Source organism: Dehalogenimonas formicexedens (assembly GCF_001953175.1).
Lineage (GTDB): Bacteria > Chloroflexota > Dehalococcoidia > Dehalococcoidales > Dehalococcoidaceae > Dehalogenimonas > Dehalogenimonas formicexedens.
On sequence record NZ_CP018258.1, the window covers coordinates 174,595 to 190,640 of the forward strand.

Below are 16,046 nucleotides of genomic sequence, written 5' to 3' on the forward strand. Positions count from 1 at the left end.
CTATTTTACGGCAATCTTTCTCAGCTGTCTCGCCGAGTCGATGATGTCTTTCAGTTCAGACGGCTGGATCATCTGGGCGGCGTCGCAACGCGCTTCCTCGGGACGGTCGTGGACTTCTATCATCAGCCCGGCGGCGCCGGCGGCTATCGAGGCCAGGCTCATCGACCGGATGAGGTCACGCCGCCCGGTGGCGTGGCTGGGATCGACGATGATAGGCAGATAGGTCTCCTTCTGGATAACGGGCACCGCCGCCAGGTCGAGCATGTAGCGGGTGAAATTCTTGCCCTTGCCCAGCGGCACGATGCCGCGCTCGCACAGGATGATGTCCTTGTTGCCCTCGGCGGCGATATACTCAGAGAAACAAAGGAACTCCTCTATAGAGGCGCCGAAGTGACGCTTGAACATCACCGGCAGCTTCTTGCGGGCGGCGGTCTGGAGGAGATCCTGGTCGTACATGTTGCGGGCGCCGATCTGGATCATATCGACGTAGTGGCTCACCAGGTCTACCTGGGCCTCGCCGCGGACCTCGGTCACCACCGGCATGCCGAATTCCCGGCCTGCGTCCCTCAGCCAGGTGAGAGCCTCGATAGCTTCTTCAGTACCGGCCGAACCGAGGCCTTGGAAGGAGTGGACGGAGGAGCGGGGCTTGAAGACGCCGCCGCGGAGGATCTGGGCACCGGCGGCCCTGCATTTTTCAGCGATGCGGAACAGGTCGTCATGGTTTTCGACAGCGCACGGCCCGGCGATGAACACCGGCTCGTCGCCGCCGAGTTCGACGTCGCCGATCTTGACGACGCGGGTGCCGGTCTCGCCGTAGGCGCTGGAGTATTCACGGTTTATCAGTTTGTAGGGCGCTTCGATCATCCTGGCCTCCTTTACTCCGGGAAGGGCTGCCAGGTGGGTAAAGTCCGCTTTGGTCTCATCGCCGATGAGGCCGATGATGGTGAGATAGGCGCCGCGGGAGACATCGGTTCTCAGACCGACCTTTGCCACTTCGTCGACGACGTGCTGCACCTGCTCCGGGGTGGCGTCCTTCTTCATGATGATCATTTGTTCATTTTCCTTTCCGAATTTCTGTTGAAAGTCCCCTATAAACTGAAAAATCCTCCACTTGGGAGGATTTGTGCTTTGTTTTTGGTGTAACCGGTGCTTTTACGCGACGACGCCGTACCTCCCCGACGTGCCCTGCGGGCACCAGGTAAAGTAGTAATAGACGTAATATTTGCGCATCGACATTTCGGTAAAGATAACACGGGCTAAAAAGGTTGTCAAGGGAGGTGAGGGGGGAGCCATGCGGCTCCCCCTGATTAGGATTGCGATTTTTGTCACCGGCTGACCGGGGGGTTCCTTTTCTTCAGTGCTCTCCAAGCTGCGGGAGAGGAATAATCGGAAGTTATTCGACCCGGGTGGACAGGAAGACCTGGATGCCCATCTGGCCGATCTGGTCCTGGGTCGTCTCGATCTCGTCGACGTGGCCGTCTTCATCGTCGAGGATGGACTGGAGAAGATCGCGGGTGGCGTTGTCGGCGACATCACGGGCAAGCTTGACGGCGGTGTTGTAGGACTTGACGGCGCCGTTCTCCAGCATGAGGTCGTTCTCGAACATCTTGGGGACGTCGGCGCCGATATACATCTTGCGATACTCCGAAACGATGGGAACACCCTCGAGGAAGAGGATGCGGCTGATAAGTTTCTCGGCGTGCTTCATCTCGACGATGGCGCGTTTCTGGATCGTCTTGTGGAGCTTCTCGAAGCCCCAGTTTTCGCACATCTCGGCGTGAACCATGTACTGGTTGGTGGCGGTGAGTTCGTCGGCCAGAAGTGAATTAAGGGTCGCAATAAGCTGGGTATCGCCTTTCATTTTGCCTCCTTGTTATTTGGATATAACTCAATATTACCACCGAAAAATCCAGTTACAAACAGGGCGGCTGCCAGCTTTCAGCTATCAGCTATCAGTCGACAGTTTACAGTTTTCAGTAAACAGTTCGGGTGAGTGGGGGGATTGCCCTCTCCTTCAATTCCTCTCCCACGCGGGGGCGAGGAAAGACGAGGCGGGCGGGTTAAAAACCCGCCCTACGGCAGGATGGGCACGGCGTGCCGTGCCGCTACGGGAACAATGAAATTACCGATCGGTCATTCAAAGTCTCCCCGACTAGTCGCGAAGCCTGATGGATAACGGGAAGAGGGCGGGCGAGCGCCGCTGACCCTACGCGGCGAGGTTCTCTCCTTTAATTCCTCTCCCGGTCCCTCGCCTTCCCTGATTGAAATGCGGGGCAAACGCGCAGGACGGTAGAGGAAAGATTGATTATTTTTAGCATGTGTCGCCCATTTGCGGGGCGTAGGATTGGGCTGTTGACAGCCAATCTCCCAAGTGATACACTAACCGATTGTTGTGGCTTTTTGCCGCACGGGCAGATGATGCATACCAGGCAGTCTGCCAGCGGGCTTAACGAAGGATGAGCTCGTCTCGTCCTTTATTTTTGTCCGGAATAATAAGGAGCACACGATGCCTACAGTGAACCAGTTGATCCGAAAAGGGCGCCATAAGCTGACCAAGAAGGCCAAGACTCCGGCGCTGCATTACAATTTCAATGCGCTCAAGAACCGCACCTCCTACGGCGCCGGTTCACCCCAGAAGCGCGGCGTGTGCTTACAGGTGAAGACGACCACCCCCAAGAAACCGAACTCGGCGCTCCGCAAGATCGCCCGCGTCCGCTTATCCAATCACATGGAAGTCACCGCCTACATCGGCGGCGAGGGACACAACCTCCAGGAGCACTCGGTGGTACTTATCCGCGGCGGCAGGGTGCCTGATTTACCGGGCGTCCGCTACCACATCGTGCGCGGCACACTCGACACCGCCGGCGTAGCCAACCGCAAGCAGGGCCGCTCAAAGTACGGCGCCAAGGTCGCCAAGGCAGCCGCCAAGAAATAAAACCCCTTCATTACAGGGAGGCATTTAGAAAAGAAAAATGGGAAGACGCAGTTCCGGAATCAAACACCCCGCGATGCCTGACGCCAAGTACAACAGCGTCATCGTGTCCAAGTTCATCAACCGCATCATGGTCGACGGCAAGCAGAACACCGCCGAGGCGGTGATCTACGGCGCCATGGATCTGATGGGTGCCCAGGAAGGCAAGGACGCGCTGACCCTGCTCGAAACCGCGGTCAAGAACGTGACCCCGATGATCGAGGTCAAAGCCAGGCGCGTCGGCGGCGCCAACTACCAGGTGCCGATCGAAGTCCGGCCGGACCGCGCCTTTTCCCTGGCGCTGCGCTGGCTGACCAAGGCCGCCAGGTCCCGTTCCGGCAAGTCCATGGCCGAGAAGCTCTCCGCCGAACTGTCCGACGCCGCCAAGGGCTTGGGCTCCGCGGTCAAGAAGCGCGAAGAAACCCACAAAATGGCCGAGGCCAACCGCGCCTTCGCCCACTACCGCTGGTAAACACAAAAGGAAACTCGAAACATTTTTTATGGCACAAGAAACCAGAACTTTCGAATTAGATAAGATACGCAATATCGGCATCATCGCCCACATCGACGCGGGCAAGACGACGACTACCGAGCGCATCCTGTACTTCACCGGCCGGACCTACAAGATAGGCAACGTCGATGAAGGCAACACGGTCATGGACTGGATGCAGCAGGAGCGCGAGCGCGGCATTACCATCACCTCCGCCGCTACCGCCTGCCACTGGCGCGATTACCGGATCAACATCATCGATACCCCCGGACACGTCGACTTCACCGCCGAGGTTGAGCGGTCGCTGCGCGTCCTGGACGGCGGCGTTGTCGTTTTCGATGGCGTGGCCGGCGTCGAGGCCCAGTCCGAAACGGTTTGGCGCCAGGCCAACCGCTACGGCGTGCCGAGGATCTGCTTCATCAACAAGATGGACCGCACCGGCGCTGATTTCTACCGCTGTCTCAAGATGATCGAGGACCGCTTGAAGGCCCGCCACATCCCGGTGGTCATCCCCATCGGCAGCGGACCCGAGGGTTTTTCCGGCATTATCGACGTCATTACCGGTAAGGCTTACTCCCACGACGGCGAGCAGAACGTCAACGAGATGGTCGAGATCGCCATGCCCGAATCCGAGAAAGAGCGCTACGCCGCCGCCCGCCACCAGATGATCGAAAAACTGGCCGAGCTGGACGACGAGGTCATGTGCGCCTATTTGGACGGCAAGGAAATCCCGGAAGCGGACATCCGCGCCGGCCTGCGCCGCGTCACCCTTTCAAACAAGGGCATCCCGGTGCTGTGCGGATCCTCCTTCCGGCAGCGCGGCGTGAAACTCCTGCTTGACGCCGTGGTGAATTACCTGCCGTCTCCCATGGATACCCCGCCGGTGGTCGGCATCGAACCCAAGAGCCAGTCAGAGGTCAACCGCGCCGTCTCCGACGAGGCACCGTTCTCCGCCCTGGCCTTCAAGGTCGTTTCCGATCCCTTTGTCGGCCGGCTGGTTTACCTTCGGATTTATTCCGGGACCGTCGACGCCGGCGCCGGGGTGATGAACACCACCCGCGACCAGAAGGAGCGCATCGGACGGCTCCTGGTCATGCACGCCAACGCCCGCGAAGAGATCACCAAGGCCGACACCGGCTCCATCATTGCTTCACTGGGACTTAAAAACACCTTCACCGGCGATACCCTGTGCGACCCGGCCCACCCGGTGTTACTGGAGAACATCAAGTTCCCCGAACCGGTGGTGTCCATCTCCATCGAGCCCAAGACCCGGGCCGACCAGGACAAGATGGTGGACGCGCTGCAGAAGCTGGCCGAGGAAGACCCGACCTTCAAGGTCACTTATAACGAAGAAACCGGCCAGAACATCATCGCCGGCATGGGCGAACTGCACCTGGACGTCCTGGTCAGCCGCATGTTCACCGAACACAAGGTGGCGGCCAAGGTCGGCCAGCCCCGGGTAGCCTACCGCGAAACGATCACCACCGACGCCAAGGCCGAAGGCCGGTTCGTCCGGCAAAGCGGCGGCCGCGGCCAGTACGGCCACGTAAAGATTGAAGTAGTGCCGAACACGGAATCCACCGATATTGAAGTTTCCGACGACATCCGCGGCGGCACGGTGCCGAAAAACTTCGTCAAGGCCGCCGCCGAGGGCATCAAGGAAGCCGCCGCCACCGGCGTCTACGCCGGCTACCCCATGGTGGGCGTCAAGGTTTCCATCTACGACGGCAGCTTCCACGAGGTTGACTCCAACGAAATGGCGTTCAAAACCGCCGGCTCGATGGCGCTCAAGGCCGCCGTGAACAAGGCTAACCCGGCGCTCCTGGAGCCGATCATGAAAATGGAAGTGATGACGCCCGAGGAATACATGGGCGACATTATCGGCGACCTCAACTCCCGCCGCGGCCATATCGTCTCCATCGAACCGCGGGGCGATACCACGGTCATTCACGCCTACGTGCCGCTGGCCGAGACCTTCGGCTACACCACCACCATCCGCGGCATCAGCAAGGGGCGCGCCACCTCATCCATGGAGTTCTACAAGTACCAGGAACTGCCGGCCAACATCGCCAAGACGGTGATGGAAGCCGCGGCAGTCGCGAAATAGGGGATATAGAAACGATGGGCAAACAGAAGATCCGCATCAAGCTAAAAGGGTTCGACCACAAGGTGCTCGACCAGTCGGCGCTGCAGATCGTCGAGGCGCTGGAGCGCACCGGCGCGGTCATTTCCGGACCGGTGCCGCTGCCGACCCAGATCAAGAAGTACTCCGTCATCCGGGCGTCCTTCATCGATAAGGACTCCCAGGAGCAGTTCGAGGTCCGCACCCACAAGCGGCTCATCGACATCGTGGAGACGACCAGTAAAACAATCGACGCGCTGACCAGCCTCAACATGCCGGCCGGCGTCAGCATTGATATCAAGCTATAGGCCAATTTTAGATTAACCTTTAGGAAACTAGAGATGATGAACGGGATTATCGGTAAGAAACTGGGTATGACCCAGGTCTACGGCGAAGGCGGCAAGGCGGAACCGGTTACGGTGCTTGCGGTCGGGCCGTGCACGGTCACCATGCTGCGAACGGTTGAAAAGGACGGCTATGCCGCCGCTCAACTGGGTTTCGGCAAAGCCAAGAACCTGGCCAAGGCTGAAAAAGGCCACACCAAGGACCTTGGCGAGTTCCGCCACCTGCGCGAGTTCCGGCTGGAAGATACCGCCGGAATCGAGGTCGGCGCCAAGATCGACGCCGGGCTGTTTAACGACGGCGAACTGATCGATGTCACTGGTACCTCCAAGGGCAAGGGGTTTGCCGGCGGCGTCAAGCGCCACGGCTTCCATGGCGGCCCCAAGACCCACGGCCAGAGCGACCGCCATCGTGCCCCGGGCTCCGTCGGCTCGACCACTACCCCGGGCCGCGTCTACCCCGGCACCCGCATGGCCGGGCACATGGGCCACGAACAGGTCACGGTACGCTGCCTCAAGGTGGTCAAGGCCGACAAAGAGAAGAACCTGCTTCTGGTGCGCGGGGCTGTCCCCGGCGCCAAGAACGGTCTTATCCTGATTAAAAAATCGAAGAAGAGCAAGTAAATGGAAATTGCCGTTTATAATACCCAGGGCCAGGTGGTCAAGAACTTAAGCGTCAGCGAAGCGGTGTTCGGCGTCCCGATGAACGATGCGGTGGTGCACCAGGCGCTGGTCGCCCAGGCCGCCAACGCCCGGCAGGGCACCCAGAGCACCAAAGGCCGCAGCGAAGTGGCCGGTTCTTCCAAGAAGCTGTTCCGCCAGAAAGGCACCGGCGAAGCCCGGGCCGGATCGATCAAAAGCGGCCTCAGGCCAGGAGGCGGCATCATGTTCGGCCCCAAGCCGCGGGATTTCGGCAAGGCGCTGCCCAAAAAGGTCAGGCAACTGGCTATCCGCTGCCTGCTTTCCGATAAGTTTTCCAGCGGCGGACTGAAGGTCGTCGAAGGCTTCAATTTCGAGACCCCCAGGACCAAGGACATGGCGGCGCTGCTCAGCACCCTGGAGTGCAGCCCTTCGGCTATCGTAGCTACCGCCGGGGTCGACCAAAAAGTAGTTTTGTCAGCCCGGAACCTGCCCAAGGTCAAAACCACTCCGGCCAATCTGCTGAACGTGGTTGACCTGATGAAGTACGACAAGCTCGTCCTCACCGAGGAAGCGCTGGTCTTGGTCGAAAAGGTCTGGGGCGGCGAGGCCGTTTAAGGAGAATCCATGCATATTTTAGATGTATTAAAAAAGCCGCTGATCACCGAGAAAAACGCCCGGCTGCAGGAAGCCAACCAGTATGCCTTCGAGGTGGCCGACGAGGCCACCAAGCCCCAGATCAAAGCGGCGGTGGAGACGGCTTATAAAGTTACGGTGACCGGGGTTAACGTCATCGTTGTCAAAGGCAAAGAAAAACGAATGGGACGCGGCATGTACCGCTCTCCGGACTGGAAAAAAGCCCTGGTCACCCTGAAGGCCGGCGACAAGATCCAGTTCTTTGAAGGGGTATAACTATGGCACTTAAAGAATACAACCCGACTTCGGCGGGCCGCCGGCATCAGACCGGGTACTCCTTCGAGGAGATCACCAAGGCCAGGCCGGAAAAGTCGCTGACCATGACGGTCAAGCAGGAAGCCGGGCGCAACAGCCAGGGCAAGCTGACGGTACGGCACCGCGGCGGCGGCGCCCGGAAGGTTATTCGCATCATCGATTTCAAACGCGAAAAGATCGGCATTCCCGGCAAGGTAGCGGCTATCGAGTACGACCCGCACCGTTCCGCACGCATTGCCCTCATCTTCTACGTCGACGGCGCCAAGCGTTACATCCTGGCACCCCAGGGTTTGAAGGTCGGCGAGACGATCATGACCGCCCCTGACGCCGAACTCAAACCCGGCAACGCGCTGCCGCTCAAGAGCATGCCCTCGGGCACGCTCATCCATAACATCGAACTTGAACCAGGCCGCGGCGGCAAGCTGGTGCGTTCCGCCGGTGATTCCGCCCAGCTCATGGCCAAGGAAGGCGAATACGCCCTGGTCCGCCTGCCCTCAGGCGAGGTACGGCGGATACGCATCGACTGCTACGCCACGGTTGGCGTCGTGGGCAACGAGGAACACCAGACGGTGTCGCTGGGCAAGGCCGGGCGCAAGCGCCACATGGGCTTCAGGCCTACCGTCAGAGGCTCGGCGATGACGCCGCGCGATCATCCGCACGGTGGCGGTGAAGGCCGCACGCCTATCGGTATGCCCGGACCGAAAACGCCCTGGGGCAAGCCGGCGCTGGGCTTTAAAACTCGCCAGCCCAAGGCTTCGGACAAACTCATCGTCAAGCGGCGGAGGTAGAATAGATGTCACGTTCTGTTAAAAAAGGGCCTGCAGTAGAGGCCAAGCTGATGAAAAAGGTTGAAGAGGCCAACCGCTCCGGCAAGAAGGTCCTGATCAAGACCTGGGCGCGGTGGTCCACGATTCTCCCTGAAATGGTGGGTCTGAATATCGGCGTCCATGACGGCCGGCGCCACATGCCGGTTTTTATCACCGAAAATATGGTAGGGCACCGGCTGGGCGAATTTGCTTCCACCCGGACCTTCCGCGGCCACGGCGCCGGTAAGGCAGCCGAAGCCGCGCCGGCAAAAAAACAAGGGGCATAAATTATGCAGGTTAAAGCAGTATCAATGAATACCGGGGTTCCGGCCAGCAAGGTCAGGCTGTATATCGACCTGGTCCGGGGCAAGTCGGTGGCCGAAGCACTGGCCATCCTGAAATTCGCTCCGTCGCCCTCGGCTGTAAGCGTGGCCAAAACGGTTAAATCCGCGGCTGCCAATGCCGAGAACAATTTCCAGCTGGAACCGTCCGCGCTTAAAGTGGTCAAGATTTTCGCCGACGGCGCACCGATGATGAAACGTCATAAGCCGCGTTCGCGCGGCCGGGCGTCGCCGATTCTTAAAAGGTCGAGCAATATCACCGTCGTCGTGGCTGACCAGGAGGTTTAATGGGACGCAAGGTTCATCCGTACGCTTTCCGCATCGGGGCCATCAAGGGCTGGAACGCCAAGTGGTACGCCGATAAGCACTTCTCGGAAAATCTCCTGGAAGATTTGAAGCTGCGGCAGGGCATCAAGCAGAAATACGTCGATGCCGGCATCTCCAATATCGAGATCGAACGCCAGGCCAACAAGGTTTCGGTCACCGTGGCTACTTCACGGCCGGGTATCGTGATCGGCCGCGGCGGCCAGCGCGTCGACGAGATGCGCAAGTTCCTGGAAGAGCTGGCTGGCAAGAGGATCCAGCTCAATATCCACGAGATCGGCCAGCCGGAACTGGACGCCTTCCTGGTGGCCCGCTCGGTCGCCGACCAGATGGAGCGCCGCATTGCCTACCGCCGCGCCATGAAACAGGCGATGTTCCGCACCCGGCAATCCGGGGCCAAGGGCATCAAGATCGCCTGTGCCGGCAGGTTGGGCGGCGTGGAAATCGCCCGGCGCGAAATGATGCATGACGGCCGCGTGCCGCTGCACACCATCCGCGCCGATATCGATTACGGCTTTGCCGAGGCTAAAACCGCCCTGGGCCGCATCGGGGTCAAGGTCTGGATCTACCGCGGCGATATTTTACCTGAGAACAAAGCCGAGGCCGAGGAAGCCGAAATGACGGAAATGACACCGTCAGCCGCGGCCCAACCGGTTGCCAGGACCGAAGCCGCGCCGGCCGAGGTTTCGGCCGCGCCAGCAGCGGAGGCCAAACCGCGCAGCCGCAAGAAAGCGGAAACCGCGGTTGAGACCACCGCCCCGGCCGCGGATGCCGCTCCGGCCCCCAAACGGCGCAGCCGCAAGGCGGAAGAGAAAACTGAAGAGGCCTAGCGCCGGCCTTCATTAGAGGAATACCATGCAGCAACCAAAACGAGTCAAATACCGCAAGAGCCATAAGGGCCACCGCCACGGTGAGGCCCAGGCCGGCAATAAAATCGATTTCGGCGATTTCGGCCTGCAGGCCACCTCGACCGCCTGGGTCACCGCCCGGCAGATCGAAGCCGCGCGGCGCGCCATGACCCGCTACATCAAGCGCGGCGGCAAGGTGTGGATCCGCATTTTCCCGGATCACCCGGTCACCGCCAAGCCTGCAGAAACCCGCATGGGTTCCGGCAAGGGCGCCCCGGACCACTGGATCGCCGTGGTCAAGCGCGGCCGGATGCTGTTCGAGATGGGCGGTGTAGATGAAGGGACAGCCCGCGAAGCCATGAGGCTGGCGGCTTACAAGCTGCCGCTCCAGTCAAAGTTCGTCCTGAAAACCGGCGAAGCGGCTGCCGCGGCGGTCGAGGAGGCAGCATAACATGAAAATCGAAGAGATCAGGCACCTTTCGGCCGAGCAGATCAAGAAAGAAATGGACGCCGCGCACCGCGAGTTCATGGAACTGCGCTTCAAGCTGGCGACGAAGCAGCTGGTCAACCACCGGCAACTGCCGGCGGTCAAGAAGAAGATCGCCCAATTCCAGACGGTGCTCCGCGAGCGCGCCCTGGGCATAAGGTAGGATAAGATGGAACAGAAACCGCAAGCCAAGACCATGATAGGCCGGGTGGTGTCCGACAAGATGATGAAAACGGTCATAATCGAAGTCGAGGGCAGCCGCCAGCACCCGATCTACAAGAAGGCCTATAAAGTGGTCAAGAAATACCAGGTTCACGACGAGGCCGGCGCCGCCCATTACGGCGATATCGTCGAAGTGGCGCCGTCGCGCCCGCTGTCGCGCACCAAGCACTTCCGGTTGCTGCGCGTCCTCACCCGGGGCGAGGTGGCGGAGTCTGCCGAACTCAAGGAGATCACCTAAATGATACAGGCTTACACGCGCCTCAAGGTGGCCGACAACACCGGCGCCAAGTCGCTGATGTGCGTCAACGTCCTGGGCGGCAGCGGCAAGAGCCGCGGCCGTATCGGCGATGTCATCGTCTGCTCGGTCAAGCGCGCTTCGCCGGATTCCGCGGTCAAGGAAGGCACCGTGGTCAAGGCGGTCATCGTGCGCCAGGTATCGCCGCTGCGGCGGTCCGACGGTTCCTACATCAAGTTCGACGACAACGCCGCCGTCATTTTAACCGATAAAAACGAACCCCGGGGCACCCGCATCTTCGGTCCCGTAGCCCGTGAGCTGCGCGACAAGAAATTCCTGAAGATCCTGTCCCTGGCGCCGGAGGTCTTATAACCGATTATGAAAATCAAAAAAGACGATAACGTGCTGGTCATCGCCGGTAAAGACCGGGGCAAAACGGGCAAGGTCAGGCTGGTTTATACCGCCAAGAACCGTGTCCTGGTCGACGGCGTCAACATGGCCAAGAAACATTCCAAGGCCCGCGGCCAGGTGAAGCAGGCCGGCATCATCGAGCGCGAAGCGCCGATTGAAGCGTCCAATGTCATGCTGCTGTGCAGCAAGTGCAATAAGCCGTCCCGCCTGGGCGACCGGCGGCTGGCTGACGGCAAAAAGGTTCGGGTTTGCAAATCCTGCGGCGAGGTAATCGACTAACATGGCCGGACTGAAAGAAAAATACATTAAAGAAGCCGTACCGAAGCTGAAACAGGCTTACGGCTACGAGAACGTCATGCAGGTGCCGCGCATCACCAAGGTGGTGCTGAACGTCGGCGTCGGTAAGGAAGCCTCAGCCAACCCCAAAGCGGTGGAGACGGCGCAGGCGGATTTGGCCTCCATCGCCGGGCAGCACCCGGTGATCACCCGGAGCAAGCGTTCCATCGCCAACTTCAAGCTCAGGGTGGGCATGCCCGTCGGCCTCAAGGTGACCTTACGCGGCGCCGCCATGTACAACTTTCTGGAAAAGCTGATCAGCGTCGTGCTGCCTCGCCTCCGCGATTTTCAGGGAGTGCCGACTGACGCCTTCGACGGCCGGGGCAGCTACGCCCTGGGTCTCAAGGAACAGACGGTTTTCCCGGAGATCGATTTTTCCAAGGTCGATAAACTGCGCGGGCTGGAGGTCTGCATCGTCACCACAGCCAAGACGGACGCCGAAAGCCGGACCCTGCTCGAGGGTATCGGCATGCCGTTCGCCAAAGAATAGAGGTAACAATGGCTAAGACATCAAAGATCGTCAAATCCAAGCGGGCTCCCAAGTTCAAGGTGCAGCAGCACAACCGCTGCCTGAAATGCGGGCGGCCGCGCGGTTACATCCGGCAGTTCGGATTATGCCGCATCTGCTTCCGCGAACTGGCTCTCCAGGGGCAGATCCCCGGGGTCCGGAAGTCGAGCTGGTAAATGAAAAATATTCTTATGCGATTACAGGGGGAAGCCCGATGACTGATCCTATTGCCGATATGCTGACCCGAATTAGAAACGCTGCCATGGCCGGGCACGAGACGACCCTGATCCCGGCTTCGCGCATCAAGCAAAATATCGCCAAGCTCCTTAAATCGGAGGGTTTCATCTCCGGTTTTGAGGTCACCGGCGCCAAGACCGAGCGTCAGATCAAGGTGACGCTGCGCTACGACGAAAAGGGCGTTCCGGCGGTATCGGGCCTGGAGCGCGTCAGCAAGCCGGGACTCCGGGTCTACGTCCAGCGCGGCGAGATTCCCCGCGTTTACGGCGGGCTGGGGGTGGCCGTGCTGTCCACGCCGCAGGGCGTGATGACCGGTTACCAGGCCTGGCGCGCCGGCGTCGGCGGCGAACTTCTGCTCAAAGTTTGGTAGATTCTAGAGGATACTGATATGTCACGAATTGGAAAGATACCGGTGGCCGTACCCAAAGGGGTCAAGGTCACCATCGACGGCGACACGGTGACCGTCACCGGCCCCAAAGGCGAACTGAAACGGACATTCTCTCCGGAGATGGGGATCACCCAGGAGGACGGTAAGCTCGTGGTGACCAGGCCGTCCGACGCGCAACAGCACAAAGCCCTGCACGGCCTTTCACGGACGCTTTTATCGAATATGGTCAAGGGCGTTAGCGAAGGGTATGAAAAGGGGCTGGAGATCGTCGGCGTCGGCTTCAGGGCCGAGAAAGCCGGTGAAACGCTGGTGCTCAGGGTTGGCTATTCCCACACCGTCGAAGTGGCGCCTGAAAAAGGCATCAGCTTCACCCTCGAATCGCCGACCAAGCTCAAGGTTGTCGGCATTGACAAGGAGCAGGTAGGCCAGGTCGCCGCCGAAATCCGGGCGGTCAAGAAACCTGATGCCTATAAGGGCAAGGGCATCCGCTACGCCGGCGAGAAGATCAAGCTGAAGCCGGGCAAAGCGGTCGGAAAGGCGGCTAAATAATGGTTAAACAGACTTCCAGAGCGGCGCGGTTGATGCGCCACGAACGGCTGCGCAAGACCCTTTCAGGCACCGCGGATCGTCCCAGGTTAAGTGTCTTCCGCTCATTAGAACATATCTATGCCCAGGTTATCGATGACAAGCGCGGCGCCACCCTGGCGCAGGCTTCGACCCTGGATGCCGAACTCAAGACCCAGTCCGCGGACCAGAAGAAGATGGAACAGGCGGAGCTGGTGGGCAAGACCATCGCCAAACGCGCTTTGGACGCCGGGATCAAGGAAGTGGTCTTTGACCGCGGCGGCAATAAATACCACGGCCGGGTCAAAGCCCTGGCCGAGGCGGCCCGCGCCGCCGGACTTTCGTTTTAGGAGCCTTTATGGTAAAAGGAATGATTTCCAAGATCGATCCCCAGGAGCTGTCGCTCAACGATAAGCTGATCTATATCAACCGGGTGACCAAGGTGGTCAAGGGCGGCAAGCGCATGGCTTTCTCCGCCCTGGTGGTCACCGGCGACGGCGCCGGCCATGTCGGCGTGGGTATGGGCAAGGCCAAGGAAGTGCCGGTGGCTATCGCCAAGGCCTCAGCCACGGCCAAGAAGCATCTGATAAAGATCGACATGAACGGTACCACCATCCACCATGAGATCCGGGTTAAATTCGGCGCCGCCGAGGTCTTTCTGAAACCGGCCGCCCCGGGAACCGGCATTATCGCCGGCGGCTCGGTCCGCGCTGTTTTGGAGACCGCCGGGGTCAAGGACATCCTGACCAAGTCCCTGGGCAGCCCGAACAAGGTCAATGTCGCCCGGGCGACGGTCGAAGCGCTGTCCAAGGTTCAGAACCCCAAGGAAGCCCTGGCCAGGCGGCGTGCCGGCGTGACCGCCGAGGAGGCCTCCAATGGCTAAGATCGCCATTACGCTCATCAAGAGCGGCATCAAGTATAAATTTGACCAGAAAGACACCCTGGAATCGTTGGGTTTGAAAAGACTGCACCAGACGGTCGTCCAGGAAGACAACCAGGCCATCCGGGGCATGATCCAGAAGGTCAGGCACCTGGTGACTGTGGCGGAGGCTGAATAGTGAAAGAACATGAATTAATGCCGTCTGCCGGCGCGGCCAAAAGCCGCAAGCGCGTAGGCCGGGGTGATGCCTCAGGCCACGGCAGCTATTCCGGCCGCGGGCTTAAAGGCCAGAAAGCTCGGGCCGGCGGCCGCGTCCGCCCCGGATTTGAGGGCGGCCAGAACCCGCTGATCAAGAAGCTGCCCCAGAAGCGCGGCTTCGTCAATCCCTTCCGCGTGGAGTACGACGCGGTCAACGTCGCCGAACTTAACCATTTCGAGGCTGGCTCCGTGGTCACCCCGGAACTGCTGGTCTCGGCGAAGATATTAAAATCCACCGCCAAGCCGGTCAAGATCCTGGCTGACGGCGAAGTCGACCGGGCGCTCACCGTCCGGGCCAACGCCTTCAGCACTGAAGCCAAGGCCAAGATCGAAGCCGCCGGCGGCAAAGTAGAGGAAATCTAATGCCGGAGAAATCGGGCCGACCCAAGCTGCTCCAGGCGATGTTCGATGCCTTCAGCCTGCCGGATTTGCGGCGGCGCATCCTCATAACGCTTGGTATTCTGCTGGCTTTCCGGGTTGTTGCTCACGTGCCCATGCCGGGTGTCGATTCAGGCGCCCTGGCCAACCTGATGGAGAGTAACCCCATCCTGGGCATGCTCGATATTTTCTCCGGCGGCGCCCTCAAGAACTTCAGCCTGCTGGCCCTTGGCGTGTACCCCTATATCACCGCCAGCATCGTGATGACCCTGATGACGCCGATCATACCGGCGCTTCAACGCTTGTCACAGGAAGGCGAGTCCGGGCGCAACAAGATCAATTTGATCACCCATTGGATGACGGTACCCCTGGCGGCGCTGGGCGGCTGGGGCCAGCTGGTTCTTTTGCAGCGAGAGGGTGTGGTTGCCGCTTCAGATCCGCTCTTGACCGCCGCCATCATCATCTCACTCACCGCCGGGACCCTGTTCCTGGTGTGGCTGGGCGAACAGATCACCCAGTACGGCATCGGCAACGGCGTGTCCATCATCATCTTCGCCGGCATTGTCGCCGGGTTACCGACCTTGATCGGTCAGGGCTACCTGGCCAAGGACCAGTTCTTCGGGCTGGCGGCGTACCTCGTCATCGCCCTGCTGATCACCATTCTTATCGTCATCTTCACCGAGGCCCACCGGCGTATTCCGGTGCAGTACGCCAAGACAGTAATCAAGAGCGGCCGGATGTACCGCCAGAGCGGCGCCTCCCACATACCGCTGCGGGTCAACACCGCCGGCATGATCCCGCTGATCTTCGCCTCGGCGCTGGTCATCTTCCCGGGCACCATCGCCAGCTATTTCATGAACCCGGCGGGGTCTGACCCGAACTTCGCCAACACCATTTACAACTGGTTCAATCCGAACACCAGCCTACCGGTAGGTCTTTTCTACTGGGTGCTGTTCTTCCTTCTGACCATCGCCTTCGCCTTCTTCTATACCATGGTCGTTTTTGAGCAACAGGACCTGCCGGGCACGCTTCAGAAGCAGGGCGGGTTTATCCCGGGCATCCGGCCAGGCAAGCAAACGGCCAATTATCTGAACGCGGTCATCCGCAACATCACCTGGGGCGGCGCCCTGTTCCTGGCGCTGGTGGCGGTCTTCCCGTTCATCGCCAAGCACATTACCGGCGTGCAGACGCTGCAGCTTTCCAGCTTCGGTATGCTCATCGTCGTCGGCGTGGTGCTGGACACCATGAAGCAACTGGAAGCTCAACTGGTGATGCGCCGTTACGAGGGCTTTATCAAGTAGAGCAGTTT

At 60.1% G+C, this 16,046-nt stretch carries 27 protein-coding genes; 25 read left to right on the forward strand and 2 right to left on the reverse strand.

Going from position 1 to position 16,046, the window contains the following annotated elements; genetic code table 11:
• Window positions 1–1,050 (reverse strand): 3-deoxy-7-phosphoheptulonate synthase, encoded by a 1,050-nt coding sequence (gene aroF, locus Dform_RS00915; protein WP_076003351.1) that lies wholly within the window; start codon window positions 1,048–1,050, stop codon window positions 1–3.
• A 343-nt stretch (window positions 1,051–1,393) separates the two neighbouring features.
• Complete coding sequence (gene bfr, locus Dform_RS00920) at window positions 1,394–1,861, reverse strand: bacterioferritin (protein ID WP_076003352.1); 468 nt, start codon at window positions 1,859–1,861, stop codon at window positions 1,394–1,396.
• 645 nt (window positions 1,862–2,506) lie between these two features.
• Between bfr and rpsL the strand changes: the two genes are divergently transcribed.
• Genes rpsL through secY form a run of 25 tightly spaced genes read left to right on the forward strand, consistent with a single transcriptional unit; the run spans window position 2,507 to window position 16,038 of the window.
• Window positions 2,507–2,935 carry a 30S ribosomal protein S12 gene (rpsL, locus tag Dform_RS00925; RefSeq protein ID WP_076003353.1) on the forward strand — a complete coding sequence of 143 codons (429 nt, stop codon included), beginning with the start codon at window positions 2,507–2,509 and terminating at the stop codon, window positions 2,933–2,935.
• Between the two features lie 37 nt (window positions 2,936–2,972).
• Entirely contained in the window at window positions 2,973–3,443 is a 471-nt protein-coding gene (gene rpsG / locus Dform_RS00930) for a 30S ribosomal protein S7 (protein ID WP_076003354.1), read from the forward strand.
• A 28-nt stretch (window positions 3,444–3,471) separates the two neighbouring features.
• The gene (gene fusA, locus Dform_RS00935; protein ID WP_076003355.1) at window positions 3,472–5,568 is read left to right on the forward strand and encodes an elongation factor G; all 2,097 of its coding nucleotides are present in this window, start codon (window positions 3,472–3,474) and stop codon (window positions 5,566–5,568) included.
• A 14-nt stretch (window positions 5,569–5,582) separates the two neighbouring features.
• Complete coding sequence (gene rpsJ, locus Dform_RS00940; protein WP_076003356.1) at window positions 5,583–5,891, forward strand: 30S ribosomal protein S10; 309 nt, start codon at window positions 5,583–5,585, stop codon at window positions 5,889–5,891.
• Between the two features lie 33 nt (window positions 5,892–5,924).
• A complete protein-coding gene (rplC, locus tag Dform_RS00945; RefSeq protein ID WP_076003357.1) occupies window positions 5,925–6,548 on the forward strand; it encodes a 50S ribosomal protein L3 in 624 nt (207 codons plus the stop codon).
• A complete protein-coding gene (gene rplD, locus Dform_RS00950) occupies window positions 6,549–7,181 on the forward strand; it encodes a 50S ribosomal protein L4 (RefSeq protein WP_076003358.1) in 633 nt (210 codons plus the stop codon).
• Between the two features lie 9 nt (window positions 7,182–7,190).
• On the forward strand, window positions 7,191–7,475 hold the full coding sequence (locus tag Dform_RS00955) for a 50S ribosomal protein L23 (protein ID WP_076003359.1): 285 nt from the start codon (window positions 7,191–7,193) through the stop codon (window positions 7,473–7,475).
• 2 nt (window positions 7,476–7,477) lie between these two features.
• Entirely contained in the window at window positions 7,478–8,302 is an 825-nt protein-coding gene (gene rplB, locus Dform_RS00960) for a 50S ribosomal protein L2 (protein WP_076003360.1), read from the forward strand.
• A gap of 5 nt (window positions 8,303–8,307) precedes the next feature.
• Window positions 8,308–8,607, forward strand: coding sequence for a 30S ribosomal protein S19 (rpsS, locus tag Dform_RS00965; protein ID WP_076003361.1), 300 nt, complete (start codon window positions 8,308–8,310; stop codon window positions 8,605–8,607).
• A 3-nt stretch (window positions 8,608–8,610) separates the two neighbouring features.
• Window positions 8,611–8,949, forward strand: coding sequence for a 50S ribosomal protein L22 (rplV, locus tag Dform_RS00970; RefSeq protein ID WP_076003362.1), 339 nt, complete (start codon window positions 8,611–8,613; stop codon window positions 8,947–8,949).
• The gene (rpsC, locus tag Dform_RS00975; RefSeq protein WP_076003363.1) at window positions 8,949–9,815 is read left to right on the forward strand and encodes a 30S ribosomal protein S3; all 867 of its coding nucleotides are present in this window, start codon (window positions 8,949–8,951) and stop codon (window positions 9,813–9,815) included. The genes rplV and rpsC overlap by 1 nt, the downstream gene beginning before the upstream one ends.
• A 25-nt stretch (window positions 9,816–9,840) precedes the next feature.
• The gene (gene rplP / locus Dform_RS00980; RefSeq protein ID WP_076003364.1) at window positions 9,841–10,284 is read left to right on the forward strand and encodes a 50S ribosomal protein L16; all 444 of its coding nucleotides are present in this window, start codon (window positions 9,841–9,843) and stop codon (window positions 10,282–10,284) included.
• Window position 10,285: 1 nt separating this feature from the next.
• On the forward strand, window positions 10,286–10,483 hold the full coding sequence (rpmC, locus tag Dform_RS00985; protein WP_076003365.1) for a 50S ribosomal protein L29: 198 nt from the start codon (window positions 10,286–10,288) through the stop codon (window positions 10,481–10,483).
• A gap of 6 nt (window positions 10,484–10,489) precedes the next feature.
• On the forward strand, window positions 10,490–10,780 hold the full coding sequence (rpsQ, locus tag Dform_RS00990) for a 30S ribosomal protein S17 (protein WP_076003366.1): 291 nt from the start codon (window positions 10,490–10,492) through the stop codon (window positions 10,778–10,780).
• Window positions 10,781–11,149 carry a 50S ribosomal protein L14 gene (gene rplN / locus Dform_RS00995; RefSeq protein WP_076003367.1) on the forward strand — a complete coding sequence of 123 codons (369 nt, stop codon included), beginning with the start codon at window positions 10,781–10,783 and terminating at the stop codon, window positions 11,147–11,149.
• A 6-nt stretch (window positions 11,150–11,155) separates the two neighbouring features.
• Window positions 11,156–11,467 (forward strand): 50S ribosomal protein L24, encoded by a 312-nt coding sequence (gene rplX / locus Dform_RS01000; RefSeq protein WP_076003368.1) that lies wholly within the window; start codon window positions 11,156–11,158, stop codon window positions 11,465–11,467.
• Window position 11,468: 1 nt separating this feature from the next.
• Window positions 11,469–12,014 carry a 50S ribosomal protein L5 gene (rplE, locus tag Dform_RS01005; protein ID WP_076003369.1) on the forward strand — a complete coding sequence of 182 codons (546 nt, stop codon included), beginning with the start codon at window positions 11,469–11,471 and terminating at the stop codon, window positions 12,012–12,014.
• 8 nt (window positions 12,015–12,022) lie between these two features.
• Window positions 12,023–12,208 (forward strand): type Z 30S ribosomal protein S14, encoded by a 186-nt coding sequence (locus Dform_RS01010; RefSeq protein WP_076003370.1) that lies wholly within the window; start codon window positions 12,023–12,025, stop codon window positions 12,206–12,208.
• A 38-nt stretch (window positions 12,209–12,246) separates the two neighbouring features.
• On the forward strand, window positions 12,247–12,639 hold the full coding sequence (rpsH, locus tag Dform_RS01015) for a 30S ribosomal protein S8 (protein ID WP_076003371.1): 393 nt from the start codon (window positions 12,247–12,249) through the stop codon (window positions 12,637–12,639).
• A gap of 18 nt (window positions 12,640–12,657) precedes the next feature.
• A complete protein-coding gene (gene rplF, locus Dform_RS01020) occupies window positions 12,658–13,206 on the forward strand; it encodes a 50S ribosomal protein L6 (RefSeq protein WP_076003372.1) in 549 nt (182 codons plus the stop codon).
• A complete protein-coding gene (rplR, locus tag Dform_RS01025; RefSeq protein ID WP_076003373.1) occupies window positions 13,206–13,571 on the forward strand; it encodes a 50S ribosomal protein L18 in 366 nt (121 codons plus the stop codon). Before rplF ends, rplR begins: the two co-directional genes overlap by 1 nt.
• Before the next feature lie 8 nt (window positions 13,572–13,579).
• Window positions 13,580–14,104 (forward strand): 30S ribosomal protein S5, encoded by a 525-nt coding sequence (gene rpsE, locus Dform_RS01030; protein ID WP_269466589.1) that lies wholly within the window; start codon window positions 13,580–13,582, stop codon window positions 14,102–14,104.
• A complete protein-coding gene (gene rpmD, locus Dform_RS01035; RefSeq protein ID WP_076003374.1) occupies window positions 14,097–14,279 on the forward strand; it encodes a 50S ribosomal protein L30 in 183 nt (60 codons plus the stop codon). Before rpsE ends, rpmD begins: the two co-directional genes overlap by 8 nt.
• On the forward strand, window positions 14,279–14,722 hold the full coding sequence (gene rplO / locus Dform_RS01040; protein ID WP_076003375.1) for a 50S ribosomal protein L15: 444 nt from the start codon (window positions 14,279–14,281) through the stop codon (window positions 14,720–14,722). Before rpmD ends, rplO begins: the two co-directional genes overlap by 1 nt.
• The gene (secY, locus tag Dform_RS01045; RefSeq protein WP_076003376.1) at window positions 14,722–16,038 is read left to right on the forward strand and encodes a preprotein translocase subunit SecY; all 1,317 of its coding nucleotides are present in this window, start codon (window positions 14,722–14,724) and stop codon (window positions 16,036–16,038) included. Before rplO ends, secY begins: the two co-directional genes overlap by 1 nt.
• Window positions 16,039–16,046 lie beyond the last annotated feature (8 nt).